Here is a 20,350-nt window from a genome sequence, read left to right on the forward strand (position 1 = left end):
CCTCATTCAGCGGGTGCGGGCTCATTCGGGGGTGCGGCATCGGGCGCGGCATCCTCGACGGCGCCGCGTTCGGGGATGGCCGTGCCGCCGCCGCCGGTCGCATCGGTCACGTCGAACGCGGCGAAACCGAACGTGCCTAACCCCGCCGCGACGATGCCGGTGGCGCCTTTGCCCACCGCGTCGAACTTCACCGCGCCGAGGCGGTTGCCGTTCAGCGACATTTCGAACTGGTCGCCCTGCTCTTGGATGGCGAGGCGATAAGGGCCGCGGCTGTTGGACTCGAACTTCAGCCCGACGATGCGGCGCATCTCCTTCGGGGTGCGCGCATAAAGGGCCACGCGGTCGCCCCCTTCGATGACCAGCATGAAATAGCTTTTCGTTTCCTTGTTGAACCCGTAGAGGAGACCGGCGAGGGCGGTGCGCGGCCCCTGCGGCTCGACGATCACATCCACCTCGACACGGCGCGATCCGGCCTCTTTGCCGGCGTCGACGTAGAAATAGCGAACCGCGTTGGCGTCGGTACGGTTGCCCATGAGGAAGCCGCGCGGGGTCATCTCCACTTGCCAAGGGCCGCTGACGCCGCGCGCGGGCAGGATCGTGGTGAGCGGACCCATCACGCCGCGGATCGCATCGCGGGACAGCGACGGAGCTTCGGTTTGCGGAGCCGGTTGTGCATCCTGTGCGAGAGCGGAGGGGGCCGCCATCGGCCCGGCGGCAAGGCCGAGGGCGAGGGCAAAAGCGAAGGCGAGGAGGGGGGCGGTGATGCGCCGTGTCGTCGGCATCGCGGGTCTCCTGGTCCGGGCGGCGGCCGGGCGGCCACCCTGTGGGGGTTGATCACGCGCGTGCGGGACCGGGCGGGTTGGTGGTAGCAAACCGCCCTCCCACCGATATAGGTGTCGGCAGCGCCTGTCGCCGGGGCTGCCGTGCGGCCAAGCGTGGCGCCCCGCGCCCGGTGCAGCGATGAAAGCCGTGCGTGACGCGCAGGATGTCCGCCGCCATTGCCGATGGCCGGACCCAAGAAGGAGGACGAAAGATGGCCGAGCCGCGGGTCTCCCACGTGGAGGTGGATCCCGATGATGCCGGAATGCGGCTCGATCGCTGGCTGCGGCGCGGCTTCCCGGACGTGCCTCTGGGCGCTCTGTCGAAGATCGTGCGCACCGGCCAGCTCCGCGTCGACGGGGCGCGGGTGAAGCTGGAGACGCGGCTCGAGGCCGGGCAGAGCGTGCGCCTGCCGCCGCAGATGACCGGCGGTGCCACCGCAGCCCCCTCCGGCCCGGTCAGCGGCGCCGCGGGCGACGCCGCCGCGCTGGAGGCGATGGTGATCTACCGCGACGAGGCGATCGTCGTCCTCAACAAGCCGTTCGGCCTCGCCGTGCAGGGCGGCTCCGGCATCTCGCGCCATGTCGACGGTATGCTGGAAGCCTGGCGCGACAAGAAGGGCCGCAAGCCGCGCCTCGTCCACCGTCTCGACCGCGACACCACGGGCGTTCTCGTCATCGCGCTGAAGCGCAGCATCGCCGCCGCGCTCGCCGAGACGTTCAAGGGCCGCGATGCCGAGAAGACCTATTGGGCGCTGACCCGCGGCCACCCGTCGCCGGACGAGGGCCGCATCTCCACCTGGATGGGCCGCGACCCGCGCGATTCGGAAAAGATGGCGGTGCTGCCGCAGAAAACCAAAGAGGCGCAGCGCGCGACCACGCTCTACGAGACGCTGGACCGCTCGGGCCAGCTCTCGCTGCTGCGCCTGTCGCCGGTGACGGGGCGCACCCACCAGCTTCGCGTGCACTGCGCCCACATCGGCGTGCCGATCATCGGCGACCCGAAATATTTCAACGTGGAGAATTGGGCGCTTCCGGGTGGCATCCAGAACCGCCTTCACCTGCACGCCCGCCACATCACGCTGCCGCACCCTGACGGCGGGACGCTCAACGTCACCGCGCCGGTGTCGCCGCATTTCCACCAGAGCCTCACGGTGCTGGGCCTGTCGCCGACCGGAGGCTGAGGCGAGGGCGGCAGCTTAATGCGTGGGCAGAGCCCTGCGGCCCTTGCTGCATCAGTCAAAGGCCGGTACGTCTAGGCCCCATAGGTTTCCTCAATAGCCTGATGCGGTCGATGCTCGCCGGTGCGCCGCTGTCCGCCGGGCGCTCCGCAAAACCAAGGCCGCCCTCCGTGGACCTCAGGCACCTGAAATACTTCCTCGCCATCGCCGAAGCGCGGTCGATCTCGGTCGCCGCCCAAACCATCGGCGTCGCTCAGCCTTCGCTGTCGCAGCACCTGAAGCGCATGGAGGAGGAACTCGGCGTGCGCCTGGTGGAGCGTTCGCCGCGCGGAACGATGCTGACCGAGGAGGGGTGGGTTCTGGTCGAACACGCCCGGCGCATCTGCGGCATGCTGGACGCCTGCGTCGAAGAAATGCGCAACCTTTCGGGCGAAGTGCGCGGGACGGTGAATTTCGGCATCCCGCCCTCCGCGGCGATGGCGCTGTCCGTCCCTCTCGCCGAGACGGTGCGGCTGGAACTCCCCAACGTGCGCCTCAGGGCCGTGGAGTCGATGTCCACCTACATCATGGGCTGGATCGAGGATCGCACGGTCGACCTCGCCATCGTCTACGATCTCGAGAATGCCGACCATCTGCGCGCGACCCACCTGGTGACGGAAACGCTCGACTTCATCTCCGCGCCCGACAGCTGGCCGTTCGACACGGTGCCGGGCACACCGGTCCCCTTCAAGGATCTCGAGGGGGTGGAAATGATCCTGCCCTCCAACGGCCTGCGCCGGACGATCGAGAAGTTCGCCCATGTGCGCGGGGTAAAGCTCAACGTCGTCATGGACATGGATGCGATGACGCAGATCAAGGAGCTGGTCGCGCGGGGCTCCGGCTATGCGATCTTCGCCCCCGCGGCGACGCAGGACCTCGTCTCGCGCGGCGAGCTGGTGCGTGCGCCGATCATCGAACCGGTGCTGACGCGCCCGGTGCATCTCGTCCACCACCGCGACGTGGTGCAGAGCAGAGCCTGCCGCGCCGTGGAGGCGCTGACCCTGAAGGTGGTGCGTGAGCTCGTGGCGCGCGGGCTGTGGGAAGGCACGCTGGCCGAGGCCTGATCTTGAACCCGGCCCTCTGACGACGTACCTCCAGCCCCTAAGCGAGGACGACCTCCTTACGGCTCACCGGCTCGGGACGACCCGATGTTCATGGAGGTTTGACATGCGGTCCTTCGGCGATCGCCTTCGCCATGCCCTCAGCTTCGAGATCATCGGGCTCCTCATCGTCGTGCCGCTCGGCGCGCTGGTGTTCGGCAAGCCCATGGTCGACATCGGCGCCGTCGGCGTCGTCAGTGCGGTGATCGCGGCGACGTGGGTGTTCGTGTACAACGCCGGCTTCGATTACGCGATGCAGCGCCTGCGCGGCACCACGCAGAAGGGTCTGCTCTTGCGCATCGCCCACGCGGTGCTGTTCGAGGTCGGACTGGTCGCGATGCTGATGCCGTTCATCGCGTTCTATCTCGGCGTCACCTTGTGGGAGGCGTTGATGATGGATCTGTCCTTGTCGGCCTTCTATCTGGTCTACGCTTTCACGTTCAACTGGGCCTACGACCGGCTGTTCCCGCTGCCGGAGTGGCGGACCGTCTAGGACATGCGGGCCTGCCGCGGCCCCGCGCATCTAAGCCTCAGCGCTTGCCGTAGGACTTCGGCAGTCCCAGCACCTGCTCGGCGATGAAGCAGAGGATGAGGTTGGTGGAGATCGGCGCCACCTGGTAGAGCCGCGCCTCGCGGAATTTGCGCTCCACGTCGTATTCCTCCGCGAAGCCGAAGCCTCCGTGGGTCTGCAGACACGCCTCGCCGGCCTCCCAGCTCGCGTCGGCGGCCAGCATCTTGGCCGTGTTCGCCTCCACGCCCGGATTGAGGCCGGCGTCGTACATGGCGGCGGCGCGGTAGACGATCGCCTCGGCCGCCATCAGGTGCGCGGCGGCCTTGGCGAGCGGGAACTGCACGCCCTGGTTGGCGCCGATCGGACCGCCGAACACTTCGCGCTCGCGGGCATAGTCGGAGCCCGTCTTGAGGAACCACTTGGCGTCGCCGATGCATTCGGCGGCGATCAAAATGCGCTCCGAGTTCATGCCCGACAGGATGTAGCGGAAGCCCTTGCCCTCCTCGCCGATCAGGCTGGAGGCGGGGATCACCGCGTTGTCGAAGAAGATCTCCGTCGTCGCGTGGTTGATCATCGTGCGGATGGGCCGGATCTCCACGCCGTTGCCGCGCAGCTCGCGCAGGTCGATGAGGAAGACCGACAGCCCGTCCGTGCGCTTCTCCACCTGATCCACCGGCGTGGTGCGGGCGAGGAGCACCATGAGGTCGGAATGCTCGGCCCGGCTGATCCAGATCTTCTGGCCGTTGACGATGTAATTGTCGCCGTCACGCCGTGCGGTGGTCTTCAGCGCCAGCGTGTTGGTGCCGGACGTCGGCTCGGTGACGCCGAAGGCCTGCAGGCGCAGCGACCCGTCGGCGATGCCGGGGAGATACTTCGCCTTCTGCTCGGGGCTGCCGTGGCGCAGCACCGTCCCCATCGTATACATCTGGGCGTGGCAGGCGCCGGCGTTGCAGCCGCTCTTGTGGATCTCCTCCAGGATGACGGCGCCCGCGGTCAGCGGCAGGCCGGAGCCGCCGTACTCCTCGGGGATCATGGCCGAGAGGTAGCCCGCCTCGATCAGTGCGTCGACGAACGCCTTCGGGTAGGCGCGCTCGCGGTCCAGCTCCTGCCAATAGGGGCCGGGAAAGCGGGCGCAGACCGCCGCCACGCCTTCGCGAATGTCGGCATAAGCGGCGGTCGGGTCGAACTCCGCGGCGGGGGTGAGCTTGTCCATCGGGGTCTCCGGTGAGGTGGGTGGCGGGCGTCGGCGGGTCTCTGCTGTCATCTTCGCCCCGGCCGGGGAAGCCATGCCACGCCGCGCGCGCATATAACGGGCATCAATAGCCCTGCCGAGGATGGCACGACTTCCGGCCGGGCGCCGCCCTGTGCCAGCGTGCCGCGCATCGCAGGGCCAGGAGGATGGGGCATTATGGGTGATCTGGACGGGCTTCTCGTCGTGTCGGTGGAGCAGGCGGTTGCGGCGCCCTACCTGTCGAGCCGTCTGGCGGAGGCGGGCGCTCGCGTCATCAAGATCGAGCGGCCGGAGGGCGACTTCGCCCGCGCCTACGATACGCTGGTCCATGGCGAGAGCGCCTATTTCGTATGGCTCAACCGCGGCAAGGAGTCCGTCTGCCTGGATCTTCGGCAGGACGAGGACAAGCGCGTTCTGGAAGGGCTGATCGCCAAGGCGGACGTGTTCATCCAGAACCTCGCCCCCGATGCGATCGACCGGCTGGGCTTCGCCCCCGCGCGCCTCAGAGCCGCTTATCCGCGCCTCATCACCGTGTCGATCTCCGGCTATGGCGACGAGGGGGAGATGAAGAAGGCCCGCGCCTACGACCTCCTCGTCCAGGCCGAGACGGGGCTCGTCACGATCACCGGCAACCCCGCGGGGCCGGCGCGGGTCGGCGTCTCGGTGTGCGACATCTCGTGCGGGATGACGGCGCACCAGTCGGTGCTGCAGGCGCTGTTCGCGCGGGAGCGGACGGGGGAGGGGCGCCACATCGCCGTCAGCCTCTTCCACGCCCTGTCGGACTGGATGAACGTTCCCTACCTGCAATACGTCTACGGCGACGTGACCCCGCCGCGGGCGGGGCTGCATCACCCCTCCATCGCGCCATACGGAGCCTATGCGGGTCGGGACGGCAAGGAGGTGCTCTTCGCCGTGCAGAACGAGCGCGAGTGGGTGCGCCTGTGCAACGAGGTGCTGAAGATGCCGGAGGTGGCGACCGATCCGCGCTTCGTCAGCGGTGCGGCGCGCGTCGCCAACCGCCCGGCGCTGGATGAGATCCTGAACAGCGTCTTCAGCCGCCACGACCGGGACGATCTGGCAGCGATGCTGACGGCGGCGCAGATCGCCAACGGCCGCGTCAACGGGATGGACGATCTCGCCCGCCATCCGCAGAACCGCTACGTGGAAGCCGATACGCCGAGCGGGCCGGTGCGCTTCCTGGCGCCGGGGGCGACGGTGAACGGGGCATCGCCCGCCTTCGGCCCCGTGCCGGCGCTGGGCGAGCATACCGCGGCGGTGCGGGCGGAGATCCTCGGCGAACAGTGACGCGGGCTCAGATGCTGCGCTGGTTGACCCGCTTGGAGAGTTCCGCCGCGCTCTCGACCCGCTCCGAATAGCGGTCGGTCAGGGCGGCGGAGCGGGCGCGGGTCATCAGCGTGAACTTCACCAGCTCCTCCATCACATCGACGATGCGGTTATAGTAGGCGGACGGCAGCATCCGGCCGTCCTCGCCGAATTCCGACCACGCCTTGGCGACGGAGGACTGGTTGGGGATGGTGATCATCCTCATCCAGCGGCCCAGAATGCGCATCTGGTTGACCGCGTTGAAGCTCTGCGATCCGCCACACACCTGCATCACGGCGAGCGTCTTGCCCTGGGTCGGCCGCACCGCGCCGGCGGCGAGCGGGATCCAGTCGATCTGTGCCTTCATGATGCCGGTCATGGCGCCGTGCCGCTCGGGGCTCGACCAGACCATCGCCTCGGACCAGATGGCGAGGTCGCGCAGCTCTTGCACCTTGGGCTGGTCGGCGGGGGCGCCGTCCGGCAGCGGCAGGCCCGCGGGGTCGAAGATCTTCACCTCCGCGCCGAACCAGGTGAGGAGCCGCGCAGCCTCCTCTGCGGCGAGGCGCGAGTAGGAGACCGGCCGCAGCGAGCCGTAGAGGATGAGGACGCGCGGCGGGTGGCCGTCGTCGCCCGGCGCGGCGTAGAGGGCCGGGTTGATCGGCGTCAGGCTGTCGGCGTCGATGTTCGGCAGGTCGTCGATCGGCACGGCGGGTCTCGGCTGTTCGTGGGGCGGCTGCTGCGCGGCGGGGGGAGAATTGACGCGGCGGCCGTCACAGTCCAGTGCGGGGCCGCTATGCGCGTGGCCGCCGCCGCCCGATGGCTAGCGTGCCGCGCTGCGGGGGATCGGCATCGCTGCGGCATTTTCGCGTGCTGCGGCGCTGCTGCGCTCTTGCGGACACAGCACCGGGCCCGCTGCCCGCGCCGCGCGGGTCACATCGCCGTCGGCGCGTTGACTTCGGGCGGACGGCACCCATACTGGCCCCGTATGCGTATTGTTCCGATCCTTCTGACCGTGATCGTCCTCGCCGGACTGGTGGCTGCACCGCCGATGACGTCGGCCGCGCTGTCCGGGAAGATCGCCAAAGTGCAGCGCGCCGTGGTCGAGGCTGTCGGCGCCGGGGGCACCTGCGTCACCGCAGAATGTGCCGAGCGCGTGGTCCGGGACAAGCTGCGCTGCCTCGCATCCACCAGCTTTTGCACCACGGCCCTCGCCGCGATCCTGCCAAGCGTGCCGAGCCTTCCGCCCCGTCAGCGCAGCACCGGCATCCCCGTGGAGGAGCCGGGCCTTTCAGTCCACACCACGGCGACCGACCCGCCACCGCCCCGAACCACCGCCTGAACGGCGTTGGCGAGCGGCCTGTCCGGCCCCGTTCACGCAGCGTGAACCGGAGGCACGGCGCGGCCTTTGTCCCGCGCGCGCACCGTCCGTGGCGTTGAACCGCGCCGCCGATACGGTGCCCGTGAGCGCCGGCCGCCTCCCAGCGATCTCACACCTTCCAAACAGTCACAGGCGCAGCCGACCGGGCGCGCGCCCGCAACAGGTCCGCACGGCCTGCGGGAGACACGGAAAGACGACGATGACACACCCGATTTCGATGCGCCGGCCCGCCGAACGCTGGCGAACCCATGCCGTGACCGAAGTGTCCGCGACGCGAGCCGGGGAGGGCGCGCGATGACGCTCCTCAACCGCCGCACCTTCGCGCTCGGCCTCGGCGCCACCACCCTCGCCGGCTGTCAGATGGCGGCGCCTCAGGAAACCGTCGTGCCCGGCCGCAGGGTGATTCCGGCAGACGTGGTCGCCATGTACGGGCCGCGCCCGGACGAGCGCTTCCCGCTCCCCGCCGTCGACCTGACGAAGATCGAGCCGCAATATTGGCGCCGCATCGTCGACGATCCGACCGGCGAGCGGCCCGGCACCATCGTCGTCGACACGGGCGCGCGCTACCTCTACCTCGTCATGGAGGGCGGCCGAGCGATGCGCTACGGCGTCGGCATCGGCCGTGACGGGTTCTCGTGGAACGGCGAGGCGGTCATTCCCTTCAAGCGCCAGTGGCCGACGTGGACGCCTCCGGCCGAGATGATCGCCCGCGAGCCCGAGCTCGAGAAATACCGCAACGGTATGGAGCCGGGCCTCGGCAACCCGCTTGGGGCGCGCGCCCTCTACCTGTTCCAGAACGGGCGCGACACGCTCTACCGTCTGCACGGCACGCAGGAGGCCTACTCGATCGGCCGCGCCGTCTCCTCCGGCTGCGTGCGGCTCATCAACCAGGACATCATCGACCTTTATGATCGCGTGCCGAACGGGACGCGGGTCGTGGTGCGCCCGCCCTCGCAGTCCCTCGGCGTCTGAGCGAGCGGGATGCGGCGCCGGGTCAGACTCCCGGCGCCGTCAACATCAGCTCGAAGGTGATCAACACCGGGCCTCCGCCGGGGACGAGATCGCCGCGGAACATCCCCCCGTCCGGGTCGACGCAGTGGAGCGGGATGCGCCCCGCCGTGGCGCCCGGCAGCGTCAGCACCTCCGAGGCGAGGCTTTCCATGGAAGGCCCCGCGGTGAAGTCGGCGCCGATGATGGAGCCGAGGCCGTAGAGCGGCGCCTCACTGCCGCCCAGTGGGCCGCCCAGTGGGTCGCCGAGCGGGGCGGCAAGGTCAGGCATCACCGTCACCAGATCCTCGAACGGGGCGAGGGTGGCGATGAGAGCGTTCACCGGCCCCGCCGCCGTGCCGCCGGGCCGGGCGCGGAAGAACGAGAAGGCAGTCTCGTCGTCGGCGGTGACGTCGAACAGGCCGCCGGTGAAGGCGAAGGCGGTGACCGTGCAGTCGGCGCCGATCGTCACCTGATCCGGCAGAAGGTGGCCGGAGCGGGTGTTGTCGTCCCATACCGCATGGCAGTGGAGCAGCCACGCCCCCTCCTTGCGGCCGACCGAGGCGACGGCGTGTTCCAGCACCGCGCCTTCCCCTTCGTGGGTATCGCTGTACCAGGCGACGCGCACCCCGTCGGGCGAGCCGAAGCGGGGCATCACGTAGCGGTAGGGGCCGAGCACCAGCCCGTCCAGCACCAGCATGGCGCTGTCGCAGCCAAGGCCGTCCATCGCCTCGGCCACCGCCTCCATCAGAATGCGCCCCTTGGCGAGCGGCAGAGCGACGCGCCGCACATGTCCCGGGACCACATGCTGGCGCACCGCGCCGCGCGGTCCCGGATGGGTAATTCGCGACGCCCGGCTCATGCGCCTGCCTTCTCGGTCAACAGTCCCATCTCGTCCAGCGTCTCGCGCACCAGCTTCTTGGCGATCTTGCCGTAGCCGGTCTTGGGCATCTCATCGAGGAAGACGTAGCGGGCGGGGAGCTTGTAGCGTGCCAGCTTGCCGTCGATGTGCGCGGCGAGCACGGCGGCGTCCAACGTGGCGCCCTCCGCGGGGCTGACGACCGCGAGACCCACCTCGCCCCACTTGGGATGCGGCACGCCGATGATCGCCACCTCCTTTACCGTGGGGTGGGTCAGCAGCAGCTCCTCGATCTCGCGCGGGTACACGTTGGAGCCGCCGGAAATGTACATGTCCGACGCGCGCCCGGTGATGAAGAGGAACCCCTCCGCGTCGACGTAGCCGATGTCGCCGGTGACGAACCAGCCGTTCCGGAACGACTTCACGTTGGCCTCCGGGTTATCGTAGTAGCCCGCGAACACGCCGGGGCCGATGACGCAAATGTCGCCAGCCTCGCCGGTGGGGAGCTCGTTGCCGGCGGCGTCCTGGATCTGCATTTCCATGCCCGTCCGCTCGAAGCCGCAGGTGCCGACCTTCACGCCCGGCCCGTCGTCCGGCGCGTGCAGCGCCTGCGGCAGCACGGTGATGCAGCCCGTCACCTCGCCGAGGCCAAAATATTGGATCATCACCTTGCCGAGCTTGGCGAGGGCGAATTTCTGATCCTCCCGGTACATCGGCGCCCCGGCATAGATGACGGTCTTCACCGAGGAATGGTCGTAACGGTCGACCGCCGGATGCTCGGTCAGGATTTTGACGATCGTCGGTACGGTGAAGATGTTCGTGACCTTCCACGCTTCGACGAGCCGCCACGCCTCTTCCACGTCGAGCCGCTCGCCCGGCAGGAGGATGGACTTGCCGCCGCGCGCCGCGACGACGAGCTGGTTCACGCCCGCACCGTGGGAGAGGGGGGCGACCACCAGCGAGGCATCGGCGTTGGTGTAGCCCGGCATCAAGTCGGCGAGGTGGTTGGTGATGATGAAGGCCATCTGGCCGTGGGTGAGCACCGCCGCCTTCGGCCGCCCCGTGGTCCCTGAGGTGAAGAAGAACCAGCACGGATCGTCATACTCGACCGGCTCCACCTCGGTCGCGGCGCCGGCGTGGCGCTCCACCAGCGCCTCGTAATCCTCGCCGAAGTCCGACGGGCCGATGGAGATGGTGGCGCGGATCGCCGGCGCGGCCGCGCGGATCGCTGCGGCATGGGCCGGAAAGGCGGCGTGGCAGAGGAGGAGCGTGGCGCCGGACGCGGTGGCGAGGTAGGCGACCTCGTCCGGGGTCTGGCGGTAGTTGGTCGGAACATAGACGGCGCCCGCGCGGAAGATCGCGAACATCGCCTCGAACATCTGGTTGCAGTTCTTGGACTGGACCAGAACGCGGTCGCCCTTGGCGACGCCGTGCGCCCGGAGCGCGGAGGTCATGGCGTCGACGCGGGCGTTCATCTCGGCCCACGTCCATGTCGCCTCGCCCCAGACGAAGCCGATTTCGCTGGGGAAGCGCCGGGCGTTCTGGCGCAGGATGTGGGAAAGGTTCATCACCCGCCGGGTGATGGGGGCGACGCCGCCTTTGGGCGCGCCCCCTGTCGTCTCGTTCATGCCTGTCCTCCCGGTTTTTGTTGTCATGTGTCAGGCGTTGGAAAGGGGCCGCGCCTGGCGCGGGATGTCGGTCGGGCTTGTCAGCCTGCGGGGGCCATCGCGGGCAGGCGCCGGGCGAAGCGGGCCTCGAAGGTGGCGGCCTGGCGGGTCAAGAGCGTCACGAGCTCGCGCTGCCGGTCCGGCCCCAGCCGCACGTCGAGCGCGGCGATCGAGAAGGCGCCGATGACCGCTCCGCCGGGCGCCCTCAGCGGCACGCCGATGCCCCATGAGTTGGCGACGTTGAGCCCGGGATTGAGCGCGTAGCCGCGCGCCCGCGTCTCGGCAACGAGAGTGCGCACCAGGGCGACGGAGTAGCTGGGATAATGGCTCGAAAGGGCGCAGGCATTCTGTGCCAGGGCGGCTTCCGCTTCCTCGGCCCCCAGCGCGGCGAGGATGGCGAGCGACCCCGCCCCGATACCGAGCGGGTGCCGGTCGCCCACCTGCAGCGCCTGCGTGCGGATCGGAAAGTCACCATCCTCGCGGTGCATGCACACGCCGTGCGCCCCGCGCCGCAGCGTCAGAAACGAGGTATCGCCGCTGATCTCGGACAGTTTCACCAAACTGTCGATCGCGAGGTCCACCAGGTCGAACCGCCGCTGCGCCATCACGCCGACGAGGTAGGCTTCCGGCCCCAGCGCATAGTCACGGCTCGTCTCGTCCTGCTCGACGAGACCGGCGCGGATGAGGGCCAGCAGCAGGCGGCGCACGGTCGGCCGGCTCAGCCCCGTCTCGGCCACCAGGGTGCCGATCGACACGCCGCGCCCTGCGCGTGAGATGCGCGACAACAGCGCCAGCGCCCGGTCGACGCTCTGCGCGCCGCCGCGGCTATCCGGATCGGGCAGGGTGGTGTCCATAGTGTGGATGGTGTCCCGCATGACGTCTCAATGTCGGCATAAGGACATTCTTTAATCAACTCAATAAGCGGCTTGCATTCGGCTTAATCGTTCCGTTATCTTGAATAGAACGATGTCCACAATGTGGATCAAGCGCGGCTTAGATCGCGAAAAACATAGGCCTTTTGGGGAGGTTCCATGAACAAGACCGGCACGGCGCTCGTCGCCGCCTTTGCCTTTGCGGCCACCGCTCTCGGGGCGTCCGGCGCGCGTGCCGACACGCTCGTCATGCAGTCGATCTACCCGTCGACCCTGCCGCTTCTCGGCGACACGGGCGTGAAGCTCACCGAGCAGGTGAAGCGGCTGACCGGCGGCGACCTCGAAATCGAGTTCAACGAGCCGAACGCCATCGTCGGCGGCAACGAGATGTGGGACGCCATCTCCACCGGCGCGGTGGACGCCGGGTGGTATTCGCCCGGCTTCGCGCAAGGGATCATCCCGTCGGCGGGCATCTTCACCGCCGTCCCGTTCGGGCCTGACGTGCGTGAATATACCGCCTGGTGGTATTATGGCGGCGGCAAGGAGCTGTGGGCGGACATCACCGCCAAGTACAACATCCACACCGAGCTGTGCACCATCCTGGTGCCCGAGGCGTCGGGCTGGTTCGCCAAGGAAATCAACACCCCGGCCGACCTTCAGGGCCTGAAGATGCGCATCTTCGGCCTCGGCGCGGCAGTGATGCAGAAGCTCGGCGTGGAAGCCCAGTCGATGCCGGTCGCCGATACGATGACGGGCCTGCGCCTCGGCACCATCGACGCGGCGGAGCTGTCCTTCCCGCTGATCGACAAGCAGCTCGGCATGAACGAGTACGCCAGCGAATATTACTTCCCCGGCTGGCATCAGCAGACCTCGCTGATCACCTTCATCATCAACCAGGACGCGTGGGACGGCCTGTCCGACGAGCACCAGGCGGCGATCGAGATGGCGTGCGCCGCCAACGTCGCGATGACCTCCGCCCGCGGTGAGGCCGAGCAGCTCCAGCCGCTCGCCGATCTGGAGGCCGCCGGCGCCAACGTCCACAAGTGGAACGACGAGATGATGGCCGCCTTCAAGGGCGCGTGGGACGAGGTCGTGGCCGAGCAGACCGCCGCCGACCCCGACTTCAAGCGCGCCTGGGAAAGCCTGTCCGACTTCCGCGCCAACTACGCCAAGTGGGCCGAAATCGGCTACGTGCAGTAAGCCGCGGCGGGAGGCGGGGTGCCGCGGTGCGGCGCCCCCTCCCACGCGACACGTGACACCGTTCGCGCGACTGCTGCCGGGCGGAGCCTCACGCGCCGCGACCGCCCGGCGCCCGTCTTCCTAGCGCCACTTCGATGCAATGCCGGACCAGAGCCGCCCGCCGCCACGCGCCGCGGGTGAGGCTCCAGCGAGTGCCATGCAGTCTCTCCTCATCATCGCCAACGTCATGGCCTTCCCGTGCCGGGTGGTCGCCAAGCTCCTGGGGTTCACGCTCCTCGTTCTGATGGCGGTCATCCTCTACGACGTGATCGGCCGGCGCTTCTTCTCCACCGGCTCGTTCAAGCTGCAGGAGCTGGAGTGGCACCTGCACGGCGCCATTGCCGTGCTCGGCTTCGGCTACGCCTACATCCACAACGCCCACGTGCGGATCGACGTGTTCTCGTCGAACTTCTCCGATCGGGCGAAGCTGCGGATCGAGATCTTCGCGATCCTCGCCTTCCTCATCCCCTTCATGGCGCTGCTCGCCTGGTACGGTTACGACTTCGCTCTGCGGTCGTTCGAGCGCGGGGAGGGAAGCTCCGGCGGCGTCGGCCTGTCGGACCGCTGGATCATCAAATCCGCCATCCCCATCGGCGCGGTGCTGACCATCATGGGCGGCGTTGCGGTGCTGCTGCGCGCCATCGTCGCGCTGAAGCGGCCGGACCTGATGGCCGACCCGTTCGGCGGCGAAGAGGCGATGCCGGCCGCGGGAACGGAGGCCGCGCCGTGACCGAGTTCATCGCCGCGCTGCTGCCGGGCGCCATGTTCCTGTCCCTCGTCGTCGCGCTCTTCTCCGGCGCGCCGGTGGCGATCATGCTGATGGGCATCAGCCTCGTCTTCGGCATCATCGCCGTGTTGACGGGCGAGATGCGTCTCGTCCAGGCGACGCTCATCCCCAACCGCATCTTCTCCGGCACGATCGAGAACGCGGTTCTGGTGGCAGCGCCCATGTTCATCTTCATGGGCATCATCATGGAGAAGACGCGCCTGGCCGAGGATCTGCTCCTGACCTTGCAGCGGCTGATGCGCGTTGTGCCGGGGGGCCTGGCGCTGGCGGTGGTGATGATGGGCACCATCCTCGCCGCCGCCACCGGCATCATCGGCGCATCGGTGGTGATGCTGACCGTGCTGGCACTGCCGACGATGGTGGAGCGCGGCTACGGCAAGGGCCTTGCCGCCGGCACCGTGGCCTCGGCGGGGACGCTCGGCATCCTCATCCCGCCGTCCATCATGCTCGTCTTCATGGGCGACCTGTTGTCGGTTTCGCTCGGCCACCTCTTCATCGCCGCCTTGGTGCCGGGGCTGCTGCTGTCGGCGTGCTATGTCGTCTACATCGTCGTGAGGAGCGCGCTTCAGCCGGGTGTGGCGCCGCGGATGGCGCCCTCAACCGGCGAGGACCGCACGGGGCTGTGGCTCGAAACCGCGAAGTCCGTGGTGGCGCCTCTCGTCCTCATCGTCGCCGTGCTGGGGTCGATCCTCGGCGGCATCGCGACGCCAACCGAGGCGTCGGGCGTCGGCGTCTTCGCGGCACTGGTGCTCGGCCTCCTGCGCGGCCGCCTCTCGTGGCCGGTGCTGAACGCGGCCATGGATTCCTCGGTGAAGCAGCTCGGCATGCTGTTCTTCATCTTCGTCGGCGCGACGGCCTTCTCCTACATCTTCCGCATCGTCGGCGGTGAGCACTTCATCGTCGAAACGGCCCGCTCGCTGCCCTTCGGCGATTGGGGCCTGCTGATGGCGATGATGGGCATGATCTTCGTCATGGGCTTCTTCTTCGACTGGATCGAGATCACGCTCATCATGCTGCCGATCTTCGCGCCGGTGGTGCCGCTGCTCGACCTCGGCGACCACGTGACGTCGCAGGAGATGATCTACTGGTTCGCGATCCTGGTGGCGCTCAACCTCCAGACCTCGTTCCTGACGCCGCCCTTCGGCTTCGCGCTCTTCTACCTCAAGGGCGCGGCGGGGTCGGTCATCTCCATGGCGGACGTCTACAAGGGCATCATCCCCTTCGTGCTGGTGCAGCTCGTGGTGCTCGGCCTGTGCATCGCCTTCCCCGAAATCGTGCTGTGGCTACCCGAGGTTTTGACCCAATGAGCGGTTCCGACATGGTGACGACGCGCAAGGGGCGGGTCGAGGGAAAGCGCGTGGCCGTCATCGGCGCGGGGTCGGTGGGGCCGGGTTGGGGCAACGGCAAGGCGGCCGCCGTGCTCTTCGCCCGCGAAGGCGCCGCCGTGCTTTGCGTCGACCGCGACCGGGCCGCCGCCGAGGAGACGGCTGGCATCATCCGCAGCGAAGGCGGCACCGCCCATGTGCTCGCGGCCGACCTCACCGTGGACGGCGCGCCTGAGGCGGTGAGGGACGCGGCCGCCGATGCGCTCGGCGGGCTCGACGTGCTGCACTTCAACATCGGCTTCTCCACCAAGGGCGGCATCGCGGATACGCCGCTGGCGGACTGGCGCCGCGTCCACGGCCTCAACCTCGACGCCGCCTTCCTCGTGGCCCAGGCGACGATCCCGCTGATCGAGGCGGACGGGGGCGGGGCCTTCGTCTTCGTCTCCACCCTCGCGGCCGAGCGCAATGGGCCCTATTCCTACATCGGCTACGAGACGTCGAAGGCCGCGCTGTGCCGCCTGTCGCGCTCCATCGCCGCCGAATATGCCGCGCGCGGCGTGCGCTCCAACACCATCGTTCCGGGGTTGATCGATACCCCGCACATGCTGGCCTACAACGCCGCCGGGCCGGACCACGAGGCGATCCGCGTCGGGCGCGCCGCCATGGTGCCGATGAAGCGCCAGGGCACCGCATGGGACGTCGCCGCCGCCGCCGTCTTCCTCGCCTCCGACGAGGCGGGCTTCATCACCGGGGTGGACCTGCGCGTCGACGGCGGCACCGCGCTCCTGATGGGAAACGCCGCGCACTGAGCCGCCGACCCCTGCGAACCGCCGACCCCTGCGACCCGCCGAACCCGCGACAAGAACGGAGACTATGATGGCGAAGACGATCCTCATCACCGGCGGCCCGTCTGGCATCGGCCGCGCCGTCACCGAGGCGGTGCTCGCCGAAGGCTGGACCGCCATCGCGGTGGACGTGTCGCAGGCGACGCTCGACCGATGCCGCGAGGAACTCTCCGCCGCCGGGGACCGTCTCGTCGTGCGCCCGCTCAATGTGACCGACGACGCCGCCGTCACCGCTCTGGTGGACGCGCTGGAGGCGGAGGGCCACGCGCTCGACGGCGTGGTGAACTCCGCCGGCATCGCCAAGGAGATCGACGCCTTCAACACCTCCACCGACCTCTTCCGCACAATCCTCGACGTGAACGTCGTCGGCGGGTTTGCGGTGGCGCGGGCCGCCGCGCGCCACATGATGGCGCGCAAGGCCGGGGCGATCGTCAACATCGCCTCCGTATCGGGCATGGTGGGAAGCTCGGGCCGGGTGGCCTACGGCGCCTCCAAGGGCGCGGTGCTGACGATGACGCGGGTGCTGGCCATCGAGTGGGCCAAATACGGGATCCGCGTGAACACGATTTCGCCGGGGCCGATCGAGACGCCGATGGTCGCGGCGATGCACACTCCCGAAAGTCGCGCCGCCTACAACGAGCGCGTGCCGATGGAGCGCTATGGCACCCCGGCGGAAATCGCCGCCGCGGCGATGTTCCTGCTCGACGGTGCCAAGTCCGGCTACATCACCGGACAGAACATCCCCGTCGACGGCGGGATGACGATCGCCGGTGTGCTGCACGGGAACAAGCCCGGGGCTCACTGAGGCGCGGCGCGGGGGAGGGGGCGCGAAAAGGGGCGGGGGCTCGGATCTCACCAAAGAACAGGGCGGGCCGCCTGTTCTTCAGAGCCGAACGTCGCTGAGAAGCCCTGAGCGAAACGGCCCCGCCGCGCAAGGCACGCCTTCGGCTCTACGGCCTTGCGCGCCGGGGCCGTTTCACTCCGGTCGGGCTTCAGCGACGATCGGCTCCGAAGAACAGGCTCCGGCGGGGCGCCTCTTCGGCGCGGTGCCGCGGGCGGCGGCAGGCGGCACGGGGCCGGGTCACACGGGATCGGGCGCGGGTCGGATTGGGGCGGGTTTCAACCCCCAGCGGGCTTGCGGGGCCGCTGCTATTCGCCCCATGAGGATCAGGTCCGGATGGCGCAATCATTGCGTCCATCACGCAACGTTCGTTCCTTGAGGATATCCGCCCTATGGCCATCGCCGAACCTGTCACGGGGGCGGGCGCCGCAGCGCCCGGCCGTGACGCTTTCGTCGAGATCGACACCGTGAGCCTCGCTTATGGCAGCGGTCCGTCGCGCACGCTCGCCCTGCGCGGCGCCACGATCAACGTGCGCAAGGGCGAATTCGTCGCCGTCGTCGGCCCGTCCGGCTGCGGCAAGTCCTCGCTCATGAAGCTCGTCACAGGGCTGATGCGCCCCACCGTCGGCTCGGTCCGCGTCGACGGCAAATCCGTCGACGGTCCGCTGAAGATCGCCGGCATGGCCTTCCAGAACCCGACCCTTCTCCCCTGGCGCAACACGCTGAAGAACGTGATGCTGCCGCTCGAGATCGTCGACCCTCACAAGGGACGCCTGCGCGCCAACCGCAAGGAATACGAGGAGCGGGCCGAGAGGCTGCTGGACTCGGTCGGCCTCAAGGGCTTCGGCAACCGTCATCCGTGGGAATTGTCCGGCGGCATGCAGCAGCGCGCCTCTCTCTGCCGCGCGCTCATCCACCAGCCGGACCTCCTGATGCTGGACGAGCCGTTCGCCGCGCTCGACGCCTTCACCCGCGAGGAGCTCTGGGCGGTCCTGCAGAAGCTCTGGATGGAGGAGAAGTTCACCGTCATCCTGGTGACGCACGATCTGCGCGAGGCGGTCTATCTCGCCGAGACGATCCGCATCATGTCCGCACGTCCCGGCCGCATCGTCGCCACGCGCGAGGTGCCCTTCGGCTTCCCCCGCACCCTCGACGATACGTTCAAGCCGGAGTTCGTCGACATCGTTCACGAGCTGCGCGAGCACATCGGCCGTGAGCGCACCACCCAGCAGGCGGTTTCGCAATGAGCCAGATCGACCAGAAGATCGACAGCGACGCCTCCGATCTCGTGCTGGAGCCGGACGCACCGGCGCCGAGCCGTCGCCTCGTCACCGAGAATTCCGCGCCCTGGCTGATCGCCGCGGGCACCCTCGTCGTCTGGCAGCTCGCGGTGTGGGTGTTCTCCATCAAGCGCTTCGTTCTGCCTGCGCCGACCGACATCGCCGCCAGCCTCTGGAAGTGGAAGGAGGTCATCCTGATGCACGCCGGGCAGACGCTCTACACCACGCTCCTGGGCTTCGCCTTCGCCGTGGTGGGCGGCATGCTGCTGGGCGTGGCGGTCGGGTATTCGCGGGTGATGTACCGCGCGCTCTATCCGATCCTCATCGCCTTCAACTCGGTGCCGAAGGTCGCCATCGTGCCGATCCTCGTCATCTGGTTCGGCATCGGCACCATTCCGGCGGTCATCACCGCGTTTATGCTGTCCTTCTTCCCCATCGCGGTGAACGTTGCGGCGGGCTTGGCGACGGTGGAGCCGGAGCTTGAGGACGTTCTGCGCTCGCTCGGCGCCTCGCGCCGGACGATCCTCTTCAAGGTCGGCCTGCCGCGCTCGTTGCCCTACTTCTTCGCCTCGTTGAAGGTGGCGATCACGCTCGCCCTCGTCGGCTCGGTCATCTCCGAGACGATCGCCTCCAACGCCGGCATCGGCTACCTGATGCTGAACGCCTCCAGCCGGTTCGACGTGCCTCTGGTGTTCGCGGGACTGATCGTCGTCGCGGCGATGGGCGTCGCGATCTACGCCGTCTTCGCGGCGGTCGAGACGCGCACCACCGGCTGGGCCGTGCGCGGTCAGACGCAGCGCTTCGACGCCGGCGGCGGCTGAGCCCGAGCGGTGGTCCCACGAAAAAAAAGCGGCGCCCCGAAAGGAGCGCCGCTTCTTTTTTGCGCGGATGAGCGCGAGGCTTACTTCGCCGCGTCCGGAACCTGGCGCTCCTCCAGCGGCGGCAGGAAGCTGCCGTCGAAGTAGTTCGCCTCGGCCGGGTCGATGTCGAGGCCGTAGGCTTCGGCCATCTGCGCGGCGGCGGTCGCCATGCGCTCCTCGGAGACGGAGGAGATGCCGTTGGCGATCACGTCGGGCGTCACGATGGAGAGCTCCTTGGCGAGCTCCCAGCGCTGCGCCTCGACGTCGAGGTCCACCAGCGGCTCGCGCTTCTTCAGAAGCTCCAGCCCTTCGGTGGGATCCTCCAGCATGTCGATGAGGCCCTTCATGGTGGCGGCGACGAAGCCTTTCACCACGTCCGGGTGCTCTGCCGCGAAGGACTCTTTCACCAGGATGCCCGACGAATAGGGCTTCACGCCCCACTCGGCGAAGGTGGAATAGGCGATGTCGTCGAGGTCGACACCGGCCAGCACCATGTTGAGCACGGTCGTGGTGCTGAAGCCGAAGGTGGCGGACGCCTGACCCTGCAGCACCATCGCGTCACGCAGGTTCGGCTCAACGTAGAGGAACTCGACGTCGTCCGGGCTGAGGCCGTGCAGCTTGGCGACGACCGGCCACACGGTGACGGTGGCCTCGTTCTGCGTGGCGGAGATCGTCTTGCCGACGAGGTCCGCGGGCTCGGAGATCCCGGTCTCCTTCATGGAGATGACGCCGGTGGGCGACTGGTCGTTGATGACCATCACCTCGAGGACCTTGTCCTCCGGGTTGTCGGCGTTGAACTTGAAGAGGCCGGTGCCCTCGGCAAAGCCGATGTCGTAAGCGGCGGCGGCGACCTTGGAGATCGTATCGCCCGAGCCGAAGCCGCGGTCGATCGTCACGTTGAGGCCTTCATCCTCATAGTAGCCCTTCTCGAGGGCGATGAGGAAGGGGCCGTGCATCGCCTGCCAGGCCCAGTCGAGCACGAAGCTGACGTCGGTCTTGTCCTGGGCGTGGGCGGCGAAGGCGGAGAAGGACAGGGCCGTGCCGGCGGCCAAGGCGCAAAGCGTGCGGCGAATATTCAAAGCGGGGGTGCTCCCATGGTTGACGCGGCGGACCGGCGCGCGGCGGGCGCGGCGCAGCCGGACGGATGCGCCGATGGCATGCAAATACGAGACCACCGGCCCCTGCCGCAATGCCGCACATGACCGTT

General features: G+C 68.6%; 20 protein-coding genes. 13 read left to right on the top strand and 7 right to left on the bottom strand.

What is annotated here, in order from left to right:
* Nucleotides 1–2: 2 nt before the first annotated feature.
* Entirely contained in the window at nucleotides 3–782 is a 780-nt protein-coding gene (locus tag BIX52_RS10000; protein ID WP_075220928.1) for a hypothetical protein, read from the bottom strand.
* 251 nt (nucleotides 783–1,033) lie between these two features.
* On the opposite strand from BIX52_RS10000, the gene BIX52_RS10005 reads away from it, so the two are divergent.
* The 3 genes from BIX52_RS10005 to BIX52_RS10015 all read left to right on the top strand — a co-directional run bounded on the left by BIX52_RS10005 (nucleotide 1,034) and on the right by BIX52_RS10015 (nucleotide 3,631).
* Nucleotides 1,034–2,002, top strand: a complete 969-nt coding sequence (locus tag BIX52_RS10005; protein WP_075220929.1) for an RluA family pseudouridine synthase — start codon at nucleotides 1,034–1,036, stop codon at nucleotides 2,000–2,002.
* A 167-nt stretch (nucleotides 2,003–2,169) separates the two neighbouring features.
* Complete coding sequence (locus BIX52_RS10010) at nucleotides 2,170–3,102, top strand: LysR family transcriptional regulator (protein ID WP_075221189.1); 933 nt, start codon at nucleotides 2,170–2,172, stop codon at nucleotides 3,100–3,102.
* A gap of 103 nt (nucleotides 3,103–3,205) precedes the next feature.
* Nucleotides 3,206–3,631 carry a PACE efflux transporter gene (locus BIX52_RS10015; RefSeq protein WP_075220930.1) on the top strand — a complete coding sequence of 142 codons (426 nt, stop codon included), beginning with the start codon at nucleotides 3,206–3,208 and terminating at the stop codon, nucleotides 3,629–3,631.
* 37 nt (nucleotides 3,632–3,668) lie between these two features.
* On the opposite strand, the gene BIX52_RS10020 is transcribed toward BIX52_RS10015, so the two are convergent.
* Nucleotides 3,669–4,862 carry an acyl-CoA dehydrogenase family protein gene (locus tag BIX52_RS10020; RefSeq protein WP_075220931.1) on the bottom strand — a complete coding sequence of 398 codons (1,194 nt, stop codon included), beginning with the start codon at nucleotides 4,860–4,862 and terminating at the stop codon, nucleotides 3,669–3,671.
* A 192-nt stretch (nucleotides 4,863–5,054) separates the two neighbouring features.
* Between BIX52_RS10020 and BIX52_RS10025 the strand changes: the two genes are divergently transcribed.
* A complete protein-coding gene (locus BIX52_RS10025; RefSeq protein WP_108676541.1) occupies nucleotides 5,055–6,185 on the top strand; it encodes a CaiB/BaiF CoA transferase family protein in 1,131 nt (376 codons plus the stop codon).
* Between the two features lie 7 nt (nucleotides 6,186–6,192).
* Here the strand turns inward: BIX52_RS10025 and arsH are convergent, their stop codons facing one another.
* Nucleotides 6,193–6,903, bottom strand: a complete 711-nt coding sequence (gene arsH / locus BIX52_RS10030) for an arsenical resistance protein ArsH (RefSeq protein ID WP_075221190.1) — start codon at nucleotides 6,901–6,903, stop codon at nucleotides 6,193–6,195.
* Between the two features lie 285 nt (nucleotides 6,904–7,188).
* Between arsH and BIX52_RS10035 the strand changes: the two genes are divergently transcribed.
* Together BIX52_RS10035 and BIX52_RS10040 are read left to right on the top strand one after the other, a co-directional pair.
* Nucleotides 7,189–7,542, top strand: a complete 354-nt coding sequence (locus tag BIX52_RS10035) for a hypothetical protein (RefSeq protein ID WP_075220933.1) — start codon at nucleotides 7,189–7,191, stop codon at nucleotides 7,540–7,542.
* 333 nt (nucleotides 7,543–7,875) lie between these two features.
* Nucleotides 7,876–8,553 (top strand): L,D-transpeptidase, encoded by a 678-nt coding sequence (locus BIX52_RS10040; RefSeq protein WP_075220934.1) that lies wholly within the window; start codon nucleotides 7,876–7,878, stop codon nucleotides 8,551–8,553.
* 22 nt (nucleotides 8,554–8,575) lie between these two features.
* On the opposite strand, the gene BIX52_RS10045 is transcribed toward BIX52_RS10040, so the two are convergent.
* The 3 genes from BIX52_RS10045 to BIX52_RS10055 all read right to left on the bottom strand — a co-directional run bounded on the left by BIX52_RS10045 (nucleotide 8,576) and on the right by BIX52_RS10055 (nucleotide 11,969).
* Nucleotides 8,576–9,430: a PPC domain-containing DNA-binding protein gene (locus BIX52_RS10045; protein WP_139312749.1), complete on the bottom strand. Its 855-nt coding sequence runs from the start codon at nucleotides 9,428–9,430 to the stop codon at nucleotides 8,576–8,578.
* Nucleotides 9,427–11,055 (bottom strand): acyl-CoA synthetase, encoded by a 1,629-nt coding sequence (locus tag BIX52_RS10050; protein WP_075220935.1) that lies wholly within the window; start codon nucleotides 11,053–11,055, stop codon nucleotides 9,427–9,429. The genes BIX52_RS10045 and BIX52_RS10050 overlap by 4 nt, the downstream gene beginning before the upstream one ends.
* A gap of 80 nt (nucleotides 11,056–11,135) precedes the next feature.
* Nucleotides 11,136–11,969, bottom strand: a complete 834-nt coding sequence (locus BIX52_RS10055; protein ID WP_211098172.1) for an IclR family transcriptional regulator — start codon at nucleotides 11,967–11,969, stop codon at nucleotides 11,136–11,138.
* Between the two features lie 156 nt (nucleotides 11,970–12,125).
* Here BIX52_RS10055 and BIX52_RS10060 point away from each other — a divergent pair, with 156 nt between their 5' ends.
* The 7 genes from BIX52_RS10060 (at nucleotide 12,126) to BIX52_RS10090 (ending at nucleotide 19,104) form a co-directional block, all read left to right on the top strand.
* A complete protein-coding gene (locus tag BIX52_RS10060; protein ID WP_075220937.1) occupies nucleotides 12,126–13,166 on the top strand; it encodes a TRAP transporter substrate-binding protein in 1,041 nt (346 codons plus the stop codon).
* Nucleotides 13,167–13,362: 196 nt separating this feature from the next.
* Nucleotides 13,363–13,935: a TRAP transporter small permease subunit gene (locus tag BIX52_RS10065; RefSeq protein WP_075220938.1), complete on the top strand. Its 573-nt coding sequence runs from the start codon at nucleotides 13,363–13,365 to the stop codon at nucleotides 13,933–13,935.
* Entirely contained in the window at nucleotides 13,932–15,299 is a 1,368-nt protein-coding gene (locus BIX52_RS10070) for a TRAP transporter large permease (protein ID WP_245803166.1), read from the top strand. The genes BIX52_RS10065 and BIX52_RS10070 overlap by 4 nt, the downstream gene beginning before the upstream one ends.
* On the top strand, nucleotides 15,296–16,126 hold the full coding sequence (locus tag BIX52_RS10075; protein WP_205647794.1) for an SDR family NAD(P)-dependent oxidoreductase: 831 nt from the start codon (nucleotides 15,296–15,298) through the stop codon (nucleotides 16,124–16,126). The genes BIX52_RS10070 and BIX52_RS10075 overlap by 4 nt, the downstream gene beginning before the upstream one ends.
* 64 nt (nucleotides 16,127–16,190) lie before the next feature.
* Nucleotides 16,191–16,967 (top strand): SDR family NAD(P)-dependent oxidoreductase, encoded by a 777-nt coding sequence (locus tag BIX52_RS10080; RefSeq protein ID WP_208990396.1) that lies wholly within the window; start codon nucleotides 16,191–16,193, stop codon nucleotides 16,965–16,967.
* 428 nt (nucleotides 16,968–17,395) lie between these two features.
* Nucleotides 17,396–18,250, top strand: coding sequence for an ABC transporter ATP-binding protein (locus BIX52_RS10085; RefSeq protein ID WP_075220941.1), 855 nt, complete (start codon nucleotides 17,396–17,398; stop codon nucleotides 18,248–18,250).
* Nucleotides 18,247–19,104 (top strand): ABC transporter permease, encoded by an 858-nt coding sequence (locus BIX52_RS10090; RefSeq protein WP_083660155.1) that lies wholly within the window; start codon nucleotides 18,247–18,249, stop codon nucleotides 19,102–19,104. Before BIX52_RS10085 ends, BIX52_RS10090 begins: the two co-directional genes overlap by 4 nt.
* Before the next feature lie 80 nt (nucleotides 19,105–19,184).
* On the opposite strand, the gene BIX52_RS10095 is transcribed toward BIX52_RS10090, so the two are convergent.
* Nucleotides 19,185–20,195 (bottom strand): ABC transporter substrate-binding protein, encoded by a 1,011-nt coding sequence (locus BIX52_RS10095; protein WP_075220942.1) that lies wholly within the window; start codon nucleotides 20,193–20,195, stop codon nucleotides 19,185–19,187.
* Nucleotides 20,196–20,350 lie beyond the last annotated feature (155 nt).

Source organism: Acuticoccus yangtzensis, assembly GCF_001927245.1.
Taxonomy (GTDB): Bacteria; Pseudomonadota; Alphaproteobacteria; order Rhizobiales; family Amorphaceae; genus Acuticoccus; species Acuticoccus yangtzensis.